Origin of the sequence: Microbacterium awajiense (genome assembly GCF_039536545.1) — a bacterium.
In the GTDB taxonomy this organism is placed as follows: Bacteria; Actinomycetota; Actinomycetes; order Actinomycetales; family Microbacteriaceae; genus Microbacterium; species Microbacterium awajiense.
The window spans coordinates 907316-924299 of record NZ_BAAAYU010000001.1; the positions used below are offsets into that span (position 1 = coordinate 907316).

Consider the following 16984-nt stretch of genomic DNA (forward strand, 5'->3'; position numbering starts at 1 on the left):
CCCCCGCAGACCTCACACGCCGTCGACGCTGCGAACCGAGGACGCTCGGTCGCGCGTCAGAACCACTTCGAAGCGAGGTGCTCCGAAGAGATGCGCCGCAGCGTGCCGGACGCGCCGCGCAGAACGACGCTCTCGGTGTAGACGAAGTCGCCCGCGCGCCGTACACCGGCGACCAACTCGCCGTTGGTCACGCCCGTGGCGACGAAGATCGTGTTCGACCCCTTGACCAGGTCGTCCGCCTCGTACACGAAGTCATCGACCTTCAGGCCCGCATCGACGCCACGCTGCTTCTCCTCGTCGTCGCGCGGCCAGAGGCGCCCTTGGATGTGCCCGCCGAGCGCCTTGATCGCGCATGCGGTCACGATGCCCTCCGGGCTGCCGCCGATCCCGACGCACATGTCGGTGCGGGCGTTGTGACGCGCGGCGTTGATCCCGCCCGCGACGTCGCCGTCGCTCATGAGACGCGTGCCGGCACCCGCCGCGCGGATGTCGTTGATCAGCTGCTCGTGGCGCGGGCGGTTGAGCACCGAGACGACCATCTCGTCGATCGGCTTGTCGAGGGCCTTCGCCAGTCGGCGGATGTTCTCGCCGACCGGCAGCCGGATGTCGACCACCCCGACGCCGGCGGGACCGGTGACGAGCTTGTCCATGTAGAACACGGACGACGCGTCGAGCATGGCACCGCGGTCGGAGACCGCGATCACCGAGAGCGCGTTGTTGCGGCCCTCGGCCGTCAGCGTCGTGCCGTCGATGGGATCGACGGCGATGTCGGCGCCGGGACCGCGACCGGTGCCGACGCTCTCGCCGTTGAACAGCATCGGGGCGTTGTCCTTCTCGCCCTCGCCGATGACGATCGTGCCGTCGAAGTTGACCGTCGACAGGAAAGCGCGCATCGCATCGACCGCTGCGCCGTCGGCGAGCTCCTTCTGGCCCCGCCCGATGAAGGGCGCCGATCGGATCGCCGCGGCCTCGGTCGCGCGAACCAGCTCGAGCGCGAGGTTCCGATCAGGATGCAGAGGACTCATGTCCTCGGTCAGACTCACCATGGGCTCAGCCTAGGGCCTGGTCCCGCACCGCGCCGTGGGCTTCGCTAAAGTGACGAGGGTACGCGCCACTTCGATCCGAGGAGCAGTCATGCCCGTCGCCACCCCCGACCAGTACGCCGACATGCTCGACCGCGCGAAGGCCGGCGGCTTCGCATATCCCGCCATCAACGTATCGAGCTCGCAGTCGATCAACGCCGTGCTGCAGGGTCTGACCGAGGCCGGATCCGATGGGATCATCCAGGTCACGACCGGCGGCGCCGACTATTTCGCTGGCCACACCGTCAAGGCTCGCGCCACGGGCGCCCTCGCCTTCGCGAAGTTCGCCACCGAGGTCGCCAAGAGCTACCCGATCACCGTCGCTCTGCACACCGACCACTGCCCGAAGGAGGCGCTGCCGAACTTCGTGATGCCCCTCATCGAGGCATCCGAGGAAGAAGTCCGGGCCGGGCGCAACCCGATCTTCCAGTCCCACATGTGGGACGGCTCGGCCGTGCCGCTGGATGAGAACATCGAGATCGCCGAGGAGCTGCTCCCTCGAATCAAGAACATCAACGGAATCCTCGAGGTCGAGATCGGCGTGGTCGGCGGCGAGGAGGACGGCGTCAAGCACGAGGGATCCAATGACGCGCTCTACACGACCGTCGCCGACGTCACCAAGGCCGTCGAGGCACTCGGCCTGGGTGAGAACGGCCGCTACATCTCGGCGCTGACCTTCGGAAACGTGCACGGCGTCTACAAGCCCGGCAACGTCAAGCTGCGTCCCGAACTGCTCGGCGAGATCCAGGAGGGCATCGCCGCGACGTTCGGCACCGGTCCGAAGCCGCTCGACCTGGTCTTCCACGGCGGCAGCGGATCCACCGACGAGGAGATCGCGCTGGCGGTCGCCAACGGCGTGGTCAAGATGAACATCGACACCGACACCCAGTACGCATTCACCCGCTCGGTCGCGGGCTTCATGTTCAGCAACTACGACGGCGTCCTCAAGGTCGACGGCGAAGTGGGCAGCAAGAAGGCCTACGACCCCCGGGCATGGGGCAAGGTCGCCGAGTCGGCGATGGCCGCTCGCGTCGTCGAGGCGACGCAGCAGCTCGGCTCCGCCGGCAAGAGCCTGGGGGCCTGATCCGCCGATCCCTGATCCGCCGATCGGGTCGCGGGCGTCAGCCCGCGACCTGATCGACCAGCGCGTTCCACACCGCGGGGTCGTTCATGATCGGGACCACCATCAGCGTGCCGCTCAGGAAGGTGAACAAGACGCCTCCGACCAGGGCGACCCACCAGGTGAGGCGCCCGCGGCGCGCTCTCAGCCAGCACAGACCCGCGGTGGCGATCCATCCCAGCGACAGCACGGCGACCGCCGCCACGCCCCATGGCTGACCGGTCGTGGGGTCGGACAGCGTCGCCTCCACCCCCATTCCCGCAATGACCTGCTCGGCATAGGCGCGATAGTCGATCATCGCCGGTGCGGTGAGGATGATGTTCAGCAGGCCGTACGCCAGCAGCACCATGGTCGCGACGCGGTCGACGAGCCGTCCTCGGCTGAGTGTCGCCGCGGTCCCGTCGGCACGCAGGGCCGGCGCGGCGACCGACACGGGTGCGGGCGCCGTCGTGGGCGGGGCGGGCTGCTCGGGCGCGGTCATCCACGACTCCGGCTCCTGGATGCGCGCACGCTGCTCTTCGGGCGTCGCGTACTCGCCGTACTGCGGTCGTGCGCGCTCGGGATCGCTCATGCGCGCGACCGCCCGCCGAGCGCCCGGGCGTCGCGGCGGCCGCCGGCACCCTGACGCAGCTCCTTGGGCAGCGAGAACATGAGGTCCTCCTCGGCCGTGCGCACCTCCTCGACGTCGAGATAGCCGGCGGCCGCGAGGTCGTCCAGCACCTGCTGCACGAGCACCTCGGGAACCGACGCACCGCTGGTGACGCCGATCGTCGCAACGCCGTCGAGCCACGACTGCTCGATCTCGTCGGCATAGTCCACGCGGTACGCCGCCTTCGCACCGTACTCGAGCGCGACCTCGACCAGGCGCACGCTGTTCGAGGAGTTCGATGACCCGACGACGATGACCAGGTCGGCGTCCGTCGCGACCTTCTTGATCGCGACCTGACGGTTCTGCGTCGCATAGCAGATGTCGTCCGACGGCGGATCCTGCAGCTGGGGGAAGCGCTCGCGCAGGCGTCTCACGGTCTCCATCGTCTCGTCGACCGACAGAGTCGTCTGCGACAGCCACACCACCTTCGACGGATCGCGCACCTCGACCGTGGCGGCCTCGGCGGGCGAGTTCACGACGGTCACATGGTCCGGCGCCTCGCCGGCCGTCCCCTCGACCTCTTCGTGGCCGTCGTGGCCGATGAGGAGGATCTCATAGTCGTCTCGCGCGAAGCGCACGGCTTCTCGATGCACCTTGGTGACGAGCGGGCAGGTGGCGTCGATCGCGTGGAGGCCGCGATCGGATGCCGCCGAGACGACGGCCGGAGACACCCCGTGGGCGCTGAAGACGACGTTCGCCCCCTCAGGCACCTCGTCGACCTCCTCGACGAAGATGGCGCCGCGCTGTTCGAGCTCGGTCACCACGTGGATGTTGTGGACGATCTGCTTGCGCACATAGACGGGGGCGCCGAAGCGCTCGAGCGACTTCTCCACGGCGATGACGGCGCGGTCGACCCCCGCGCAATACCCCCGCGGAGAGGCGAGGAGCACCCGCTTGGGTCGGTCCACCGGGATATCCTGGAGGCGCTCGCGTCGTCGAGGGACGCGGGGGACGGGCATGCGGACGGCGTGATCGGTCACATCCCGATTCTACGGTCGGGTCCGGTGAACCGGCCGGGAGCCCGCCAGGAGGGAAGCGCATGACGACGTTCCGCGCCGAGACGGCCCCCGGCGAGCAACCGCCCCCGGACGCCGTCGCACCGCGGGACTCGACCCCTCAGGCCCCGACCTCGGTCGCGCGTCTCAACGACACGATCCGCCAGTTCGTCCAGACGTGGGGGTCGGTGTGGGTCGAGGGCGAGCTCACCGCCTGGGATGTGCGCGGCAGCGTCGTCTTCGGTCAGCTCAAAGACGTCGGCACCGACGCGAAGCTGCGGTTCCGCATCTGGTCGAGCACGCGCGAGCGCCTGGCGTCCGATCTGTCCGCCGGCGACCGCGTCATCGCGTGCGTCAAGGCCGACTACTACCCGCGCGACGGATCGTTCACCTTCACGGTCAGCGCGATGCGGCACGTCGGACTCGGGGATCACCTCGAAAAGCTCGAGCGTCTGCGGTCTCAGCTGCGCTCCGAGGGCCTCTTCGACCCGGAACGCAAGAAGAGCCTGCCGTTCCTGCCGCACCGCATCGGGCTCATCACCGGGGCGGACAGCGACGCCGAGAAGGACGTGCACCGCAATGCCGAACTCCGCTGGCCGCGCGTGCGATTCCGCACGATCCACGCCGCGGTGCAGGGCGACCGGTGCGTTCCCGAGACCATCGCCGCCCTGAAGGTGCTGGAAGCAGATCCCGAGGTCGACGTCATCATCATCGCGCGCGGCGGCGGCGACGCGCAGAGCCTGCTGGGTTTCAGCGACGAGCGGCTCGTGCGCGCGGTGGCCGCGGCATCCACGCCCGTCGTGAGCGCGATCGGACACGAGAACGACCATCCGCTGCTCGACGATGTCGCCGACCTGCGCGCGTCGACACCCACCGATGCCGCCAAACGCGTCGTCCCCGACGTCGCCGAACAGCTGTCTGTGGTCCGCGATCTGCGCGCACGGCTGACCCGGCGGCTGACCGACCGCGTCGCCGCCGACATCCGTCAACTCGAACACGTGCGATCGCGCCCCGTGCTGCGCACCCCCGCGTCGCTGGTGATGAGCCGCATGCAAGAGGTCGAACTGGCCGTCGCCCGCGGCCGCTCGCTGATCGACCGGCTCGTCGACACCGACGCACGGCGCACCGGCGAGCTGCGCGCGGCCCTGCGTGCGCTGTCGCCGGCGTCGACCCTCGGGCGCGGCTATGCGATCGCACACCTCGCAGACGGCGTGATCGTGCGCGACGCGCACCAGGCGCCCGTCGGCGCGGGCGTGGTCGTCACGGTCGCGCGAGGGTCGTTCGCCGCCCGCAGCGAGGGCGAGGTCGTCGAGCGAAGCGACGACGCGCCCGCGATCTAGGATGGAACCCATGACCGACACGCCCGCAGCCGACGTCGCGACGCTGTCGTTCGAGCAGGCACGGGACGAGCTGATCCAGGTCGTCAGCCGACTCGAGCAGGGCGCACCGACCCTCGAGGAATCGCTGTCGCTGTGGGAGCGGGGCGAGGCCCTCGCCGCGCGGTGCGAAGAATGGCTCGTGGGCGCGAAGCGGCGGCTCGAGCAGGCGCGCGGCGAGAGCGCGGAGGCATGATGGCCCGCTCACCCCGCGTGGTCGCCGAGCTCGGCCGACCCGAGACGCCCGACGAGACCGCAGCTCGCCGAGCAGAGTCGTCGCGCGTGCACCGACAGGCGCAGAACACGCGCAACCTCGTCGCGGCGCTGCTGGTGACGCTCGGCGTGGTCGCCGTCATCGTCTTCGCCGTCCCCCGGGGCACCCCGCCTGCGGCCGAGCCGATCGACGTCGCAGCGGTCGCCGAAGGCATCGCCGAGGTCGAAGGGCGCGGCATCGTCGCGGCGACGGTTCCGGAGGACTGGCGAGTCAATTCGGCTCGACTGGAAGGCGATTCTCCGCGAACCTTCACCGTCGTCTATGCCCCCGACCAGGGCTTCGTCCGCGTCGTGCAGGGCTTCGATGCCGATGAGGGCTGGCCCTCACGCGTGCTGCGCGGTGCAGACGCCGACGGCACGGTGTCGATCGACGGCGTGACGTGGACCCGCTACGACATCCCCGACGCGGAACGGGCCGGGAACGTCTCGGCAGCCCTGTCCGCGCCCGCGGGCGACGACATCGTCATGATCTACGGCATGGCGTCAGACGACGTCCTCGCCGAGGTGGCGAGCGGCGTCGCCACGCAGGTGAAGACGCTGCAGGAGGAGCAGGGATGAACGAGTCGCGACCCACCCCGGCCGACGCATGGCGTCAGATGCGCCGCGGAAACGAGCGTTTCGTCGCCGGCGCACCCGAGCACCCGCGTCAGGACGTGGAACGGCGCACCGAGGTCGCCGCCGGTCAGCGCCCGAGCGCGGCGCTGTTCGGCTGCGCCGACTCGCGGCTCGCGGCCGAGATCATCTTCGACAAGGGCCTGGGGGATCTGTTCGTCGTCCGCAATGCCGGCCAGGTGATGTCGGAGTCGGTCGTGGGCAGTCTCGAGTTCGCTGTGGCGGTGCTCGAGGTGCCGCTCATCGTCGTGCTCGGCCATGACGCGTGCGGCGCGGTGGCGGCCGCGATCGACAGCACGGGCGACGACGCGCCGACCCTTCCCGCACACATCTGGCGACTGGTGGCCCCGATCGTCCCGGCCGTGCGCCGGGTGCAGCGCGAGTCGGCGGGCGCGCGCCCCGACCCCGAGCGGGTGGGCAGCGAGCACGTGCGCGACACGGTCACCGACCTGCTGCACCGCTCCGAGCTCATCAGCGAAGCCGTCGCCGAAGGCAGGCTGGGCATCGTGGGCGCCAACTACCGACTCACCGAGGGCGCGGTCGCCCCGATCGTCTGGGTCGGCGACATCGACGCCGACACCTGACACACCAACACCTGACGGAGGAACGACGACGTGACCGACACCGAGTACCGCATCGAGCACGACACCATGGGCGAAGTGCGTGTCCCGAAGGACGCCCTGTACGCCGCGCAGACGCAGCGGGCGGTGGAGAACTTCCCGATCTCGGGCGACCGTCTCGAGCCCGCCCAGATCGTGGCGCTCGCGCGCATCAAGAAGGCCGCGGCGCTCGCCAACCGCGACCTCGGTGTGCTGGATGCCGCGATCGCCGAGGCCATCGCCCGGTCGGCCGACCGCATCATCGCCGGCGAGTTCGCCGACCAGTTCCCGATCGACGTCTACCAGACCGGCAGCGGAACGTCGTCGAACATGAACATGAACGAGGTACTCGCCACGCTCGCCACGCGCGACCTCGGATCACCCGTGCACCCGAACGACCACGTCAACGCGTCGCAGTCGTCCAACGACGTGTTCCCGACCTCGGTCCACATCGCCGTGACGCAGGAGATCATCGACGATCTGATCCCCGCGCTCGACCACCTCGCGGTCGCGCTCGAGACCAAGGCCGAAGCATTCGCCGGCATCGTCAAGTCGGGCCGCACACACCTGATGGATGCCACACCGGTCACGCTCGGCCAGGAGTTCGGCGGCTACGCGCGTCAGGTGCGTCTGGGAATCGAGCGCATCCAGGCGGTCATCCCGCGCGTCGCGGAGGTGCCGCTGGGGGGGACGGCCGTGGGAACCGGCATCAACACCCCCGTTGGGTTCCCGCAGAAGGTCATCGAACTCATCGTCGGCGACACCGAACTGCCCGTCACCGAGGCGAAGGACCACTTCGAGGCTCAGGCGAACCGCGACGGTCTCGTCGAGGCATCCGGAGCGATGCGCACCATCGCCGTCTCACTGACGAAGATCAACAACGACCTGCGCTGGATGGGATCCGGCCCCAATACGGGACTCGGCGAGTTGCGCATCCCCGACCTGCAGCCGGGTTCGTCGATCATGCCCGGCAAGGTGAACCCGGTCGTCCCCGAAGCCGTTCTCATGGTCTGTGCACGGGTCATCGGCAACGACGCGACCGTCGCGTGGGCAGGTGCGTCGGGCAGCTTCGAGCTCAACGTGGCGATTCCGATCATGGGCACCGCGGTGCTCGAGTCGATCGAGCTGCTCGCCAACGCATCGCGCCTGCTCGCGGACAAGACCATCGACGGACTGGAAGCGAACGTCGAGCGAGCCGCCGCCTTCGCGGGAATGTCGCCGTCGATCGTGACGCCGCTCAACAAGCTCATCGGCTACGAGGCGGCCGCGAAGATCGCCAAGCATTCGGTCGCGGAGGGCATCACCGTCCGTGAAGCAGTGCTCGCGCTGGGTTACGTCGAGCGCGGCGAAGTCACGCTCGAGCAGCTGGACGACAAACTCGACCTGCTGTCGATGACACGACCGGGCTGATCCGACGGAGGTGTCCGAACCCGGGCCCGACGGCGATAATCAGGAGATGGCCCGCACGCACCGGCCGATCCCGGCCCGCGTCCGCATCCTCGCGGCGATGCTCGCGGTGGCGTGCGTGGGCCTCGCCGTCGTGGGCAGCATCACGTTCCTCGTCCAGCGCGACCGCGTGCTCGACGAGGTCGACGCGCGCCTGATCGCGCAGATCGATCGGCTCTCATCGGTGGCCGGGGTCGCCGATCCCGCAGACGACTCCGCCGCCGAGACCGCCGGGGAGCGGATCGACGTCGAGGACTTCGCCGACGTGGACGACTACCTGCACGCCGTCGTCTCACGGCTGGTGCCCGCGCGCAACGAAGCGTCGCTCGCGATCATCGACGGCGCAGCGCGCTATCGTCCGGCGACGCTGTCCGGGTTCGACGTCTCTCGCGACGACGAGCTCATCGCCCGTGCCGTCGCCGAGACCGAGGCCTCCGGGGCGGCCGTGCTCGGCACCGCCACGACCGAGTCGGGGGCGCTGCGCTACATCGCGATCCCCGTCGCGATGCCGGGCGATCCGCAGTCGGGTGTGTACCTGCGCGCCATCGACCTCGAAGCCGAGCTCGCACCCGTGACCGCGGCGATCATCACGTACGGGATCGCCGCAGGGATCGTGCTGCTCGCGGTCGGCGTCGTGGGGTGGGGTGTCACCGGGCGTCTGCTCTCCCCCATCCGGCAGCTGCGCGAGGCCGCCGAGGGCATCACGCTCGCCGACCTGTCGCCGCGCCTTCCCGCCGACGGCAACGACGACATCAGCGACCTCACCCGCACGGTCAACTCCATGCTCGATCGTCTCGAGGACTCGGTGGACGGGCAGCGCCGCCTGCTCGACGACGTGCGCCATGAGCTGAAGACCCCGATCACGATCGTGCGCGGCCACCTCGAACTCATGGATCCGCGCGATCCGCATGATGTCGCCACCACGCGCGAGATCGGCATCGCCGAACTCGATCGGATGACCCGACTGGTCGAGGACATCGACCTGCTCGCAACCGTGGAGTCGGACTCCTACACGATGATGGACGTCGACATCGAGGCGCTCACCGCACGGATGGGCGAACTCGTGGCGGTCATCCCCGACCATCGGTGGTTCGTCGAGCCCGGTGCGCAGGGCAGCCTCGTGGGCGATCCCGACCGGCTGCTGCAGGCATGGCTGCAGCTCGCCGACAACGCCGCGAAGTACACGCCGAAGGGGTCGCCCATCGAGATCGGAAGCGGTATCGACGAGGCGGGGGCGTCTCTCTGGGTGCGCGACCACGGGCCGGGAATCCCGGACGACTCGCGTGAACGGATCTTCCGCCGCTTCGATCGCGCGAGCGGTCGGAGGTCGGTGGGCGGATCCGGCCTCGGGCTCGCCATCGTCGAAGCGATCGCCAAGGGCCACGGTGGTCGCTGCGACGTCACCGAGACGCCGGGCGGGGGCGCGACGTTCGCCCTGCGGCTGCCGCTCGCAGCGACTGTGGCGCGGACGCCGGTGGAACCCGTCGTCGCCGATCGGGAAGGCACGCCATGACCAAGATCCTGATCATCGAAGACGAGCCGCGGATCGCGTCGTTCGTCAAGCGGGGGCTCGAGACCGCGGGGTTCGACGCCGAGACCGTCGAGGACGGCGCAGACGGACTCCAGGCGGCCCTGCACGGCGACAGCGACCTCGTGCTCCTCGATGTGGGCCTGCCGACCATGGACGGATTCGAAGTCCTCCGCGCGCTGCGGGCCGAAGGGTCGGGCATCCCGGTGATCATGCTCACCGCGCGGTCGGGCACGCGCGACACGGTCGACGGGCTCGACGCGGGGGCGAACGACTACGTGCCCAAGCCCTTCGTCTTCGAAGAGCTGCTCGCGCGGGTCCGCTCGCGGCTGCGGGAGCACGCGGCTCCGCTCGATGCGACGATCGGCAGTGGCGACGTCGTCCTCGACCTGCTCGCCCGGCGGGCCGTGGTGTCGGGCCGCGAGGTCGAGCTGTCCGCGCGGGAGTTCTCGCTCGCCGAGCAGTTCGTGCGCAACCCCGGCCGCGTCCTCAGTCGCGAGACGCTGCTGAGCAGCGTATGGGGATTGGACTTCGATCCGGGGTCCAATGTGGTCGACGTGTATGTGCGGTATCTTCGCGGGAAGCTCGGACCCGACCGAATCGTGACCGTCCGCGGCGCCGGCTACCGCTGGGAGTAGGCGCCGCGAACGAGGCGGCCCCCGGTGCCTGGGGGCACCGGGGGCCAGTGGGGGGCCGGCTTGGGGGAACCGGCCCCGGTCAATCGCGTCGGTCTGGGGAATCGCGCGATCGAGTCTTCATTCGTCCTTCTTCGAGCCCGGTGGGTCGGCCTTCCCGTTCGACGAACCGTTCCCGGCCTTCCCGTTGGACGATCCGTTTCCGGCGTTGCCGTTGGACGCCGCGCCCCCGGCATTCTCGGTGCCGCCGCCGTTCGCGTTGCCGTTCGAGGAGCCGTTGCCGTTCGAGGAGCCGTTGCCGTTCGAGGCGCTTCCTCCGGCGTTCGCGGTTCCGCCGCCGTAGGCGTTGCCGTTGCCGTTCGTGCCCTCGCCCGCGCCCCCGGCGTTGCCCGTTCCGGGCGCGTTCGCCGCTGCGTTGGACGAGCCGTTGCCGTTGCCGCCCGCGGCGGCAGCAGCGGACTGCAGACGCTCGACGAGGGCGTCCGCGCGTGCATCCGACCAGCCCTGCGACTGCGCCCATTCGCGGGTCGAGTCCCAGTCGCCGCTGGTCGCCGCAGCCGACAGCAGGTTCTGCTCGGTCGAGGACGGCAGGCTCGTGTCGAGTATGCCGTCGTCGCTGGGGAGGGCGATGACGACGGCCTCGGGTGCCGCCACGGTCTCGGTGCCGATCGTCTCCGTCGGCTCGGGGGTCGCCGCGGCGGATCCGGACGCCGGCACGACGACCGAGGATCCCGTGGTCGAGCCCGATGCGTCGGCCAAGGCGGCCGCATTGGACAGAGCGACCGCGCCGACGACCGCGACGCACGCTGCGAGAGTGGTCGTGCCACCGATCGCCAGACGCATCCGACCGTCCACGCTGTCCTCCGTCCCCAGCCGTTCGAGCGTGCATCCATGCTCGCAGACGGGGACGGGTTCGACCGCGCTCCGGGGATGAGACTCTTCTCATCCCCGGAGGGCGTCGATCATGCGAGTTCGCCGGCCTCCAGCAGATCGGTCACCAGGGCCGCGATCGCCGAGCGTTCCGAACGGACGAGCGTGACATGTCCGAACAGGTCGTGGCCCTTGAGCGTCTCGATCACCGAGGCGACACCGTCGTGTCGGCCGACCCGGAGGTTGTCGCGCTGACCGACGTCGTGGGTGAGCACGACGCGCGAGTTCTGCCCGATCCGGCTGAGCACCGTCAGCAGCACGTTGCGCTCCAGGGACTGCGCCTCATCGACGATCACGAACGCATCGTGCAGCGACCGGCCGCGGATGTGGGTCAACGGCAGCACTTCGAGCATCCCGCGCTCGATCACCTCGTCGAGCACGTTGCCCGACACGACCGAGCCGAGCGTGTCGAAGACGGCCTGGCCCCAGGGGTTCATCTTCTCCTGCTGGTCACCGGGCAGGTACCCGAGCTCCTGCCCGCCGACGGCGAACAGCGGCCGGAACACGATGATCTTCCGCTGGTGCTGACGCTCGAGAACGGCTTCGAGCCCCGCGCACAGGGCCAGGGCGGACTTGCCGGTACCGGCGCGCCCACCCAGCGACACGATGCCGACCTCGGGATCGAGCAGCAGGTCGATGGCGATGCGCTGTTCGGCGGAGCGGCCGTGGAGGCCGAAGACCTCACGGTCTCCGCGCACCAGGCGATACGCACCGTCGCCGGTGACGCGGCCGAGGGCGGAACCGCGCTCGGAGTGGATGATGAGGCCGGTGTTCACCGGCAGGCCCCTGACCTCCTCGTCGACGCCGATCTCGCTCTCGTAGAGATCCGCCATGTCGTCGCCCGAGACGTCGAGCTCGGCGATGCCGGTCCAACCCGAGTCGACCGCCTGCTCGGCGAGGTACTCCTCTGCGCTGACGCCGATCGAGGCGGCCCGCACCCGCATGGGCAGATCCTTCGAGACGACGGTCACCTCCTGGCCCTCCTGGGAGAGGTGCATCGCGATCGCGAGGATGCGGCTGTCGTTGTCGCCCAGCCGCATTCCGGCCGGGAGGACGCCCGCGTCGGTGTTGGCCAACTCCACCCTCAGCGTTCCGCCCTGTCCCACCGGGACGGGGAAGTCCAGCCGGCCGTGCTCGACGCGCAACTCGTCGAGATGGCGCAGCGCCTGCCGGGCGAAGTACCCGATCTCAGGGTCGTGCCGTTTGCCCTCGAGCTCGGTGATCACCACGACGGGGATCACGACGTTGTGCTCGGCGAAACGGAAGAACGCCCGCGGATCGCTCAGCAGCACGGACGTGTCGAGGACGTATGTGCGCAGGTCCTCCGCCGACGCGGCGGAGTCCTCGACCTCGATGCGGTGCTGCTTCTGTGGTGCTCGTGTGGTCACAACCCACTCCCGCCCCAGGCTCTGCGAGCCCGGCAGTCACGAGTCGACCGAGGTCACGAGTCGCGATCCAGAAGGCCGACTCGACCGGGCGCCTTGCCCGATGTCTTGACGCTACGACCACGTCTGGGCGCCGTCGACGGCGACACGCAGGATGCAGGTTACGGACTGATGAATTCCGTCACCACACGCGTGCGGAGGCGAAACCGGCCAGCGCGTCGCCGAACAGCCGCAGCGTGTCGGCGCCGGTTCCGACGTGCGGTGCCACGCGCACGAGGCCCTGGCGGACCGTGACGGTGAGCCCGTGGTTCGACAGAGCGGCCGCCAGCGGTGCCACATCGGCCGGAGCGGGTGCGAGCGTCACGATCCCCGCCCGCCGCGCCGGGTCACGCGGCGTGACGACGGGCACCTCGTATCGGTCGGCGACGAAGATCACGTCTGCGCTGCGTTCGGCGAGTTCGATCGCGAGTCGGTCCACGCCCACATCGCGCACCTCGCGCAGCGCCGTCGCGAGCCGCGCTGCGGCGAGCGGATCAGGATGACTCACATGGAAGGCGTTCGCCGACGCGGACGGCGGCGGGACCTCGTCGAGCGGAAGAGCGCCGTCGGTGCCGGCGAAGCCCGACAGCACCGGGGCGATGCGCTCGAGCGCGCGATCACCGAACCAGGCGAATCCCGTCCCGCGACCGGCGCGCAGCCATTTGTACCCGTTCCCGCACACCACGTCGGCCGCCGTGTAATCGGCGTCGACCACTCCGAAGCCCTGGATCGCATCAACCACCAGAAGGCGGTCTCCGATGGCCTCGCGGAGTGCGGCCAGATCGGCCACGTACCCGGTGCGGAAGTCGACCAGGCTGACCGCGACGCACGTCGTCTCGTCGGTCAGCGCGTCGCGCACCGCGTCGACCGTGACGAAACCGTCCTCGGGCTCGATCCACTGCACCTCGAGCGAGCCCAGAGCGTCCGCGGCGCGGGTCGCGGCGACGGTGAGACTCGGGAACTCGCCGCGACCCATGACGACGCTGCCGGCGATGCCGTAGAAGGCCTGCATGAGTCCGTATGTCGTCGACGGCTGCAGGACGACCTGCGAGGCGTCGCCGCCCACGAGTTCGGCGACCAGCGCCTCAGCGTCGCGCACATGGTCGCGCACCAACCGGATGCCGGAGCGACGGCCCGAGCCGAGCAGCTCGATGTCGGCCTGCGCTTCGGCGCGCACAGCCGGCGAGAGCGGTCCGAACGCCGCCCAGTCGAGGTACCCCGGTTCCGCGTCGAACGACGCGATGTAGGCGTCCAGTTCCACCACGTGCACATTGTGGCATGACACGCGTGCGCGTGCAGATCCGTCTGCTTCGGCCTGGTCAGCCGCCGTAGCGCCGGTCACGCGTGGAGAAGTCGCGGATCGCGCGAAGGAAGTCGACTTCTCGCAGATCGGGACCGAGGGCCTCGACGAAGTAGAACTCGGAATGCGCACTCTGCCAGAGCAGGAAGTCACTGAGTCGTTGCTCCCCCGACGTGCGGATGACGAGGTCGGGGTCGGGCTGACCGGTCGTGTAGAGATGCTCGCCGATCTGCTCGGGTGTGAGACTCGCGGCCAGTTCCTCGAGCGAACCGCCCTCGCGATCGTGCGTCGCGATGATGCTGCGCACCGCGTCGACGATCTCGCTGCGCCCGCCGTAGCCGACGGCGAGGTTGACGTGCAGTCCCGTGTGGTCGACCGTGCGGCGCTGGGCCTCGGCGAGCACGGACGCGAGCTCTGCCGGCAGCAGGTCTGCGCGACCGACGTGCTGCACCCGCCAGTTCCGCTCGTGCGAGAGCTCTTCGGCGAGCTCCGAGATGATGTCGATGAGGTCGGACAGCTCGCGGGAGTCGCGCTTGCGCAGATTGTCGGTAGACAGCAGGTAGAGCGAAACCACCTTGACCCCGACATCGTCGCACCAGCGCAGGAATTCGCGCATCTTCGCGGCGCCGGCGCGGTGCCCGTGGGCAGCCGAATCGAAGCCCAGCTGCCGAGCCCATCGCCGGTTGCCGTCGATCATCATCGCGACGTGATGGGGCACGCCGGCTTGCGGCAGCCGGTGCCGGAGGCGACGGATGTAGAGCCGGTAGAGAGGACCTCGTCCTTCGTTCCACCGCGTCCGCGCCACGTTCCTACGGTACTCCCCCCGACCGCGAAGGCCCGAGGGCGGGACTCGGTCTCGCGCTCTTCGGCACTGCGTACGTAACCCCGGGGGCATACGGATGCGCCTAGCCTGGGAGCATGAGCCGACGCGCACGCCATCCCGAAGCACCCGAGGTGCCCGTGCTCCCGCTGATGGATGCCGCGGCCGAGGACGCCGCGATCTCGGAGATCACGCCGACCTGGCGCGGCTGGATCCACGCCGCGACCGTGCCGGTGGCCATCGCCGCCGGGATCGTGCTGATCGCGCTCGCCCAGGGAACCCCGGGGAAGTGGGCGGCCGCCGTCTTCATGGCGACGTCACTGCTCCTGTTCGGCAATTCGGCGGTCTACCACCGGTTCGCGTGGGGCCCCCGCACGAAGGTCGTCCTCAAGCGCATCGACCACGCCAACATCCTGCTTCTCATCGCGGGGACGTACACACCCCTGTCGGTGATGGCACTCGATCCCGAACAGGGCACGATCCTGCTGGTGGCGGTGTGGAGTGGTGCCGTGCTCGGGATCCTCTTCCGCGTCTTCTGGATCCACGCGCCCCGCTGGCTCTACGTCGCGCTGTACCTCGCGCTCGGATGGGCGGCGATCATGTACATGGTTCCGCTGTTCCAGGCGAGCGTCGCGATGATGGTCCTGGTCATCATCGGCGGACTGCTGTACTCGGCGGGCGCCGTCGTCTACGCGGTGAAGAAGCCCAACCCGTGGCCGGGTACCTTCGGGTTCCACGAGATCTTCCACGTCTGCACCGTGCTGGCGTTCCTGTGCCACTGGACCGCGGCGCTCATCATCTCGCTCGATCCCGTTTCGCCCTCGCTGGGGATGCCGGGCTGAGTCAGGTCTCGCGGGGCGGCGTCGCCGCCTCGTCGCCGTCCGCGGCATCGGATGCCGGCGATCGTCCGCCTTCCTCCCCCTCGGCGGCATGCCCGTCGGCCGCGCGCTCCTCGTCGTCGAGCTCCTCGGCGATGTCCGCGCGGACGCGGCCGCGACGGATACGACGCAGCATGTCCCCGATCAGCAGGATGACGGCCAGAGCGAGGAAGACGATGACCGCGAACCCCCAGGGGCCGGGGGTGACCAGGTTCGGATCGACCGCCGGCGTCGGTGTCGGCGCGGGCGCGTCGGCCGCCCACGCGATCGCGGCGAGCGCGTCGTGCATCGTGTCCTCGTTCCGCGCGCAATGCGCATAGCCTGGAGTTCCAGCCTATTCTCCCCGGGACCCGACCATGACGACGACGCAGGACAAGCTCGACGACCGCTACGGCCGCCGTCGATCACGGTCGACCCCGTGGTTCATCGCCGGCTTCTCGGTGGTGGCGGCGGTCGCGCTGGGTCTGCTCACGTGGTCGACGGTCACCACAGCGGCAGACGCCGTCGACGTCGACACCACGGGCTACGCGGTGGTCGACGAGCGCACCGTCACCGTCAACTTCCAAGTGTCCGCGGCGGCGGGGCGCACGATCGCGTGCATCATCGAGGCGCAGGACGAAGAGCACGGCGTCGTGGGCTGGCGCGTCGTCGAACTCGCGGCATCCGACGATCATGCACGCGCATTCCGCGAGACGATTCCGACGGTCGCCCCGGCGACGACCGGGTTGGTCAACTCCTGCTGGGTGACGTAGTCTGTCCCGACAGTCCATCGACGCCCCGGCCCGGTGCCGGGGCGTTCGACATTCCCGCGATCGAAGGAGCATCCCCGTGTCGAACGACGCCCCCGTGACCTTCCTCACCCAGGAGGCCTACGACCGCCTCGCCGCCGAGCTCGAGCAGCTCTCGACGACCGGCCGCGAGGAGATCGCCAAGCGCATCGAGGCCGCCCGCGAGGAGGGCGACCTCAAGGAGAACGGCGGCTACCACGCCGCCAAGGACGAACAGGGCAAACAGGAGGCCCGCATCCGCACGCTTCAGCACCTGCTCAAGAACGCCACCGTGGGCGACGCGCCCGAGAGCACCGGGACGGTCGAGCCGGGCACACTGGTCACCGCCGACATCGCCGGCGGCGAGGAGACCTTCCTGCTCGGCAGCCGCGAGATCGGCGTGGGGTCCGACCTGGACGTCTACAGCGAGGCCTCTCCCCTCGGTGCGGCCATCATCGGCCTCAACGAGGGCGACGAGACCTCGTACACGGCACCCAACGGTCGCGAGATCTCCGTCGTGATCAAGAAGGTCGAGACCTACGCGGGCTGA

The 16984-nt window shown here is 69.7% G+C and carries 19 protein-coding genes; 11 read left to right on the forward strand and 8 right to left on the reverse strand.

The annotated features are described in order from the left end of the window. Positions 1–56: 56 nt before the first annotated feature. On the reverse strand, positions 57–1046 hold the full coding sequence (glpX, locus tag ABD663_RS04535) for a class II fructose-bisphosphatase (RefSeq protein WP_344736686.1): 990 nt from the start codon (positions 1044–1046) through the stop codon (positions 57–59). A gap of 88 nt (positions 1047–1134) precedes the next feature. On the opposite strand from glpX, the gene fbaA reads away from it, so the two are divergent. Continuing rightward, positions 1135–2166: a class II fructose-bisphosphate aldolase gene (fbaA, locus tag ABD663_RS04540; RefSeq protein WP_344736687.1), complete on the forward strand. Its 1032-nt coding sequence runs from the start codon at positions 1135–1137 to the stop codon at positions 2164–2166. A gap of 37 nt (positions 2167–2203) precedes the next feature. Here the strand turns inward: fbaA and ABD663_RS04545 are convergent, their stop codons facing one another. Both ABD663_RS04545 and ABD663_RS04550 read right to left on the reverse strand, forming a co-directional pair. Further along, entirely contained in the window at positions 2204–2773 is a 570-nt protein-coding gene (locus ABD663_RS04545; RefSeq protein ID WP_344736688.1) for a DUF6264 family protein, read from the reverse strand. Further along, the gene (locus ABD663_RS04550) at positions 2770–3810 is read right to left on the reverse strand and encodes a 4-hydroxy-3-methylbut-2-enyl diphosphate reductase (RefSeq protein WP_344736928.1); all 1041 of its coding nucleotides are present in this window, start codon (positions 3808–3810) and stop codon (positions 2770–2772) included. Before ABD663_RS04550 ends, ABD663_RS04545 begins: the two co-directional genes overlap by 4 nt. An 80-nt stretch (positions 3811–3890) precedes the next feature. Between ABD663_RS04550 and xseA the strand changes: the two genes are divergently transcribed. The 7 genes from xseA to ABD663_RS04585 are packed head-to-tail and all read left to right on the forward strand — an operon-like array spanning position 3891 to position 10318. Then, positions 3891–5186, forward strand: coding sequence for an exodeoxyribonuclease VII large subunit (gene xseA, locus ABD663_RS04555; RefSeq protein WP_344736689.1), 1296 nt, complete (start codon positions 3891–3893; stop codon positions 5184–5186). A gap of 1 nt (position 5187) precedes the next feature. Then, complete coding sequence (locus ABD663_RS04560) at positions 5188–5418, forward strand: exodeoxyribonuclease VII small subunit (protein WP_425561751.1); 231 nt, start codon at positions 5188–5190, stop codon at positions 5416–5418. Continuing rightward, positions 5418–6053 carry a DUF4245 family protein gene (locus ABD663_RS04565; RefSeq protein WP_344736691.1) on the forward strand — a complete coding sequence of 212 codons (636 nt, stop codon included), beginning with the start codon at positions 5418–5420 and terminating at the stop codon, positions 6051–6053. The genes ABD663_RS04560 and ABD663_RS04565 overlap by 1 nt, the downstream gene beginning before the upstream one ends. Next, positions 6050–6691: a carbonic anhydrase gene (locus ABD663_RS04570; protein WP_344736692.1), complete on the forward strand. Its 642-nt coding sequence runs from the start codon at positions 6050–6052 to the stop codon at positions 6689–6691. The genes ABD663_RS04565 and ABD663_RS04570 overlap by 4 nt, the downstream gene beginning before the upstream one ends. A 30-nt stretch (positions 6692–6721) precedes the next feature. Beyond that, complete coding sequence (locus ABD663_RS04575) at positions 6722–8116, forward strand: class II fumarate hydratase (RefSeq protein ID WP_344736693.1); 1395 nt, start codon at positions 6722–6724, stop codon at positions 8114–8116. Between the two features lie 46 nt (positions 8117–8162). Continuing rightward, entirely contained in the window at positions 8163–9665 is a 1503-nt protein-coding gene (locus ABD663_RS04580; RefSeq protein WP_344736694.1) for a sensor histidine kinase, read from the forward strand. Next, the gene (locus ABD663_RS04585) at positions 9662–10318 is read left to right on the forward strand and encodes a response regulator transcription factor (RefSeq protein WP_344736695.1); all 657 of its coding nucleotides are present in this window, start codon (positions 9662–9664) and stop codon (positions 10316–10318) included. The genes ABD663_RS04580 and ABD663_RS04585 overlap by 4 nt, the downstream gene beginning before the upstream one ends. Positions 10319–10435: 117 nt before the next feature. On the opposite strand, the gene ABD663_RS04590 is transcribed toward ABD663_RS04585, so the two are convergent. From ABD663_RS04590 to ABD663_RS04605, 4 genes are all read right to left on the reverse strand, one after another. Then, a complete protein-coding gene (locus tag ABD663_RS04590) occupies positions 10436–11158 on the reverse strand; it encodes a hypothetical protein (protein WP_344736696.1) in 723 nt (240 codons plus the stop codon). A gap of 119 nt (positions 11159–11277) precedes the next feature. Further along, a complete protein-coding gene (phoH2, locus tag ABD663_RS04595) occupies positions 11278–12633 on the reverse strand; it encodes an RNA 5'-3' helicase PhoH2 (RefSeq protein WP_425561752.1) in 1356 nt (451 codons plus the stop codon). Positions 12634–12811: 178 nt separating this feature from the next. Then, entirely contained in the window at positions 12812–13933 is a 1122-nt protein-coding gene (locus tag ABD663_RS04600; protein ID WP_344736697.1) for an aminotransferase class V-fold PLP-dependent enzyme, read from the reverse strand. Between the two features lie 55 nt (positions 13934–13988). Further along, positions 13989–14774, reverse strand: coding sequence for an isoprenyl transferase (locus ABD663_RS04605; RefSeq protein WP_344736698.1), 786 nt, complete (start codon positions 14772–14774; stop codon positions 13989–13991). A gap of 113 nt (positions 14775–14887) precedes the next feature. Between ABD663_RS04605 and trhA the strand changes: the two genes are divergently transcribed. Continuing rightward, a complete protein-coding gene (trhA, locus tag ABD663_RS04610) occupies positions 14888–15631 on the forward strand; it encodes a PAQR family membrane homeostasis protein TrhA (protein WP_344736699.1) in 744 nt (247 codons plus the stop codon). A gap of 1 nt (position 15632) precedes the next feature. On the opposite strand, the gene ABD663_RS04615 is transcribed toward trhA, so the two are convergent. Continuing rightward, positions 15633–15956 carry a hypothetical protein gene (locus tag ABD663_RS04615; RefSeq protein WP_344736700.1) on the reverse strand — a complete coding sequence of 108 codons (324 nt, stop codon included), beginning with the start codon at positions 15954–15956 and terminating at the stop codon, positions 15633–15635. A gap of 67 nt (positions 15957–16023) precedes the next feature. On the opposite strand from ABD663_RS04615, the gene ABD663_RS04620 reads away from it, so the two are divergent. Together ABD663_RS04620 and greA are read left to right on the forward strand one after the other, a co-directional pair. Beyond that, positions 16024–16419 (forward strand): DUF4307 domain-containing protein, encoded by a 396-nt coding sequence (locus ABD663_RS04620; protein WP_344736701.1) that lies wholly within the window; start codon positions 16024–16026, stop codon positions 16417–16419. 76 nt (positions 16420–16495) lie between these two features. Continuing rightward, positions 16496–16984: a transcription elongation factor GreA gene (greA, locus tag ABD663_RS04625; protein ID WP_344736702.1), complete on the forward strand. Its 489-nt coding sequence runs from the start codon at positions 16496–16498 to the stop codon at positions 16982–16984.

Excerpts from the sequence above, each read along its gene's own strand:
- ABD663_RS04580 (WP_344736694.1), top strand. The coding sequence starts at position 8,163 with ATGGCCCGCACGCACCGGCCGATCCCGGCCCGCGTCCGCATCCTCGCG.
- ABD663_RS04570 (WP_344736692.1), top strand. The coding sequence starts at position 6,050 with ATGAACGAGTCGCGACCCACCCCGGCCGACGCATGGCGTCAGATGCGC.
- trhA (WP_344736699.1), top strand. The coding sequence starts at position 14,888 with ATGAGCCGACGCGCACGCCATCCCGAAGCACCCGAGGTGCCCGTGCTC.
- ABD663_RS04615 (WP_344736700.1), bottom strand. The coding sequence starts at position 15,956 with ATGCACGACGCGCTCGCCGCGATCGCGTGGGCGGCCGACGCGCCCGCG.
- ABD663_RS04565 (WP_344736691.1), top strand. The coding sequence starts at position 5,418 with ATGGCCCGCTCACCCCGCGTGGTCGCCGAGCTCGGCCGACCCGAGACG.
- ABD663_RS04560 (WP_425561751.1), top strand. The coding sequence starts at position 5,188 with ATGGAACCCATGACCGACACGCCCGCAGCCGACGTCGCGACGCTGTCG.
- fbaA (WP_344736687.1), top strand. The coding sequence starts at position 1,135 with ATGCCCGTCGCCACCCCCGACCAGTACGCCGACATGCTCGACCGCGCG.
- ABD663_RS04620 (WP_344736701.1), top strand. The coding sequence starts at position 16,024 with ATGACGACGACGCAGGACAAGCTCGACGACCGCTACGGCCGCCGTCGA.
- ABD663_RS04585 (WP_344736695.1), top strand. The coding sequence starts at position 9,662 with ATGACCAAGATCCTGATCATCGAAGACGAGCCGCGGATCGCGTCGTTC.
- ABD663_RS04590 (WP_344736696.1), bottom strand. The coding sequence starts at position 11,158 with ATGCGTCTGGCGATCGGTGGCACGACCACTCTCGCAGCGTGCGTCGCG.
- glpX (WP_344736686.1), bottom strand. The coding sequence starts at position 1,046 with ATGGTGAGTCTGACCGAGGACATGAGTCCTCTGCATCCTGATCGGAAC.
- ABD663_RS04550 (WP_344736928.1), bottom strand. The coding sequence starts at position 3,810 with ATGCCCGTCCCCCGCGTCCCTCGACGACGCGAGCGCCTCCAGGATATC.
- xseA (WP_344736689.1), top strand. The coding sequence starts at position 3,891 with ATGACGACGTTCCGCGCCGAGACGGCCCCCGGCGAGCAACCGCCCCCG.
- ABD663_RS04545 (WP_344736688.1), bottom strand. The coding sequence starts at position 2,773 with ATGAGCGATCCCGAGCGCGCACGACCGCAGTACGGCGAGTACGCGACG.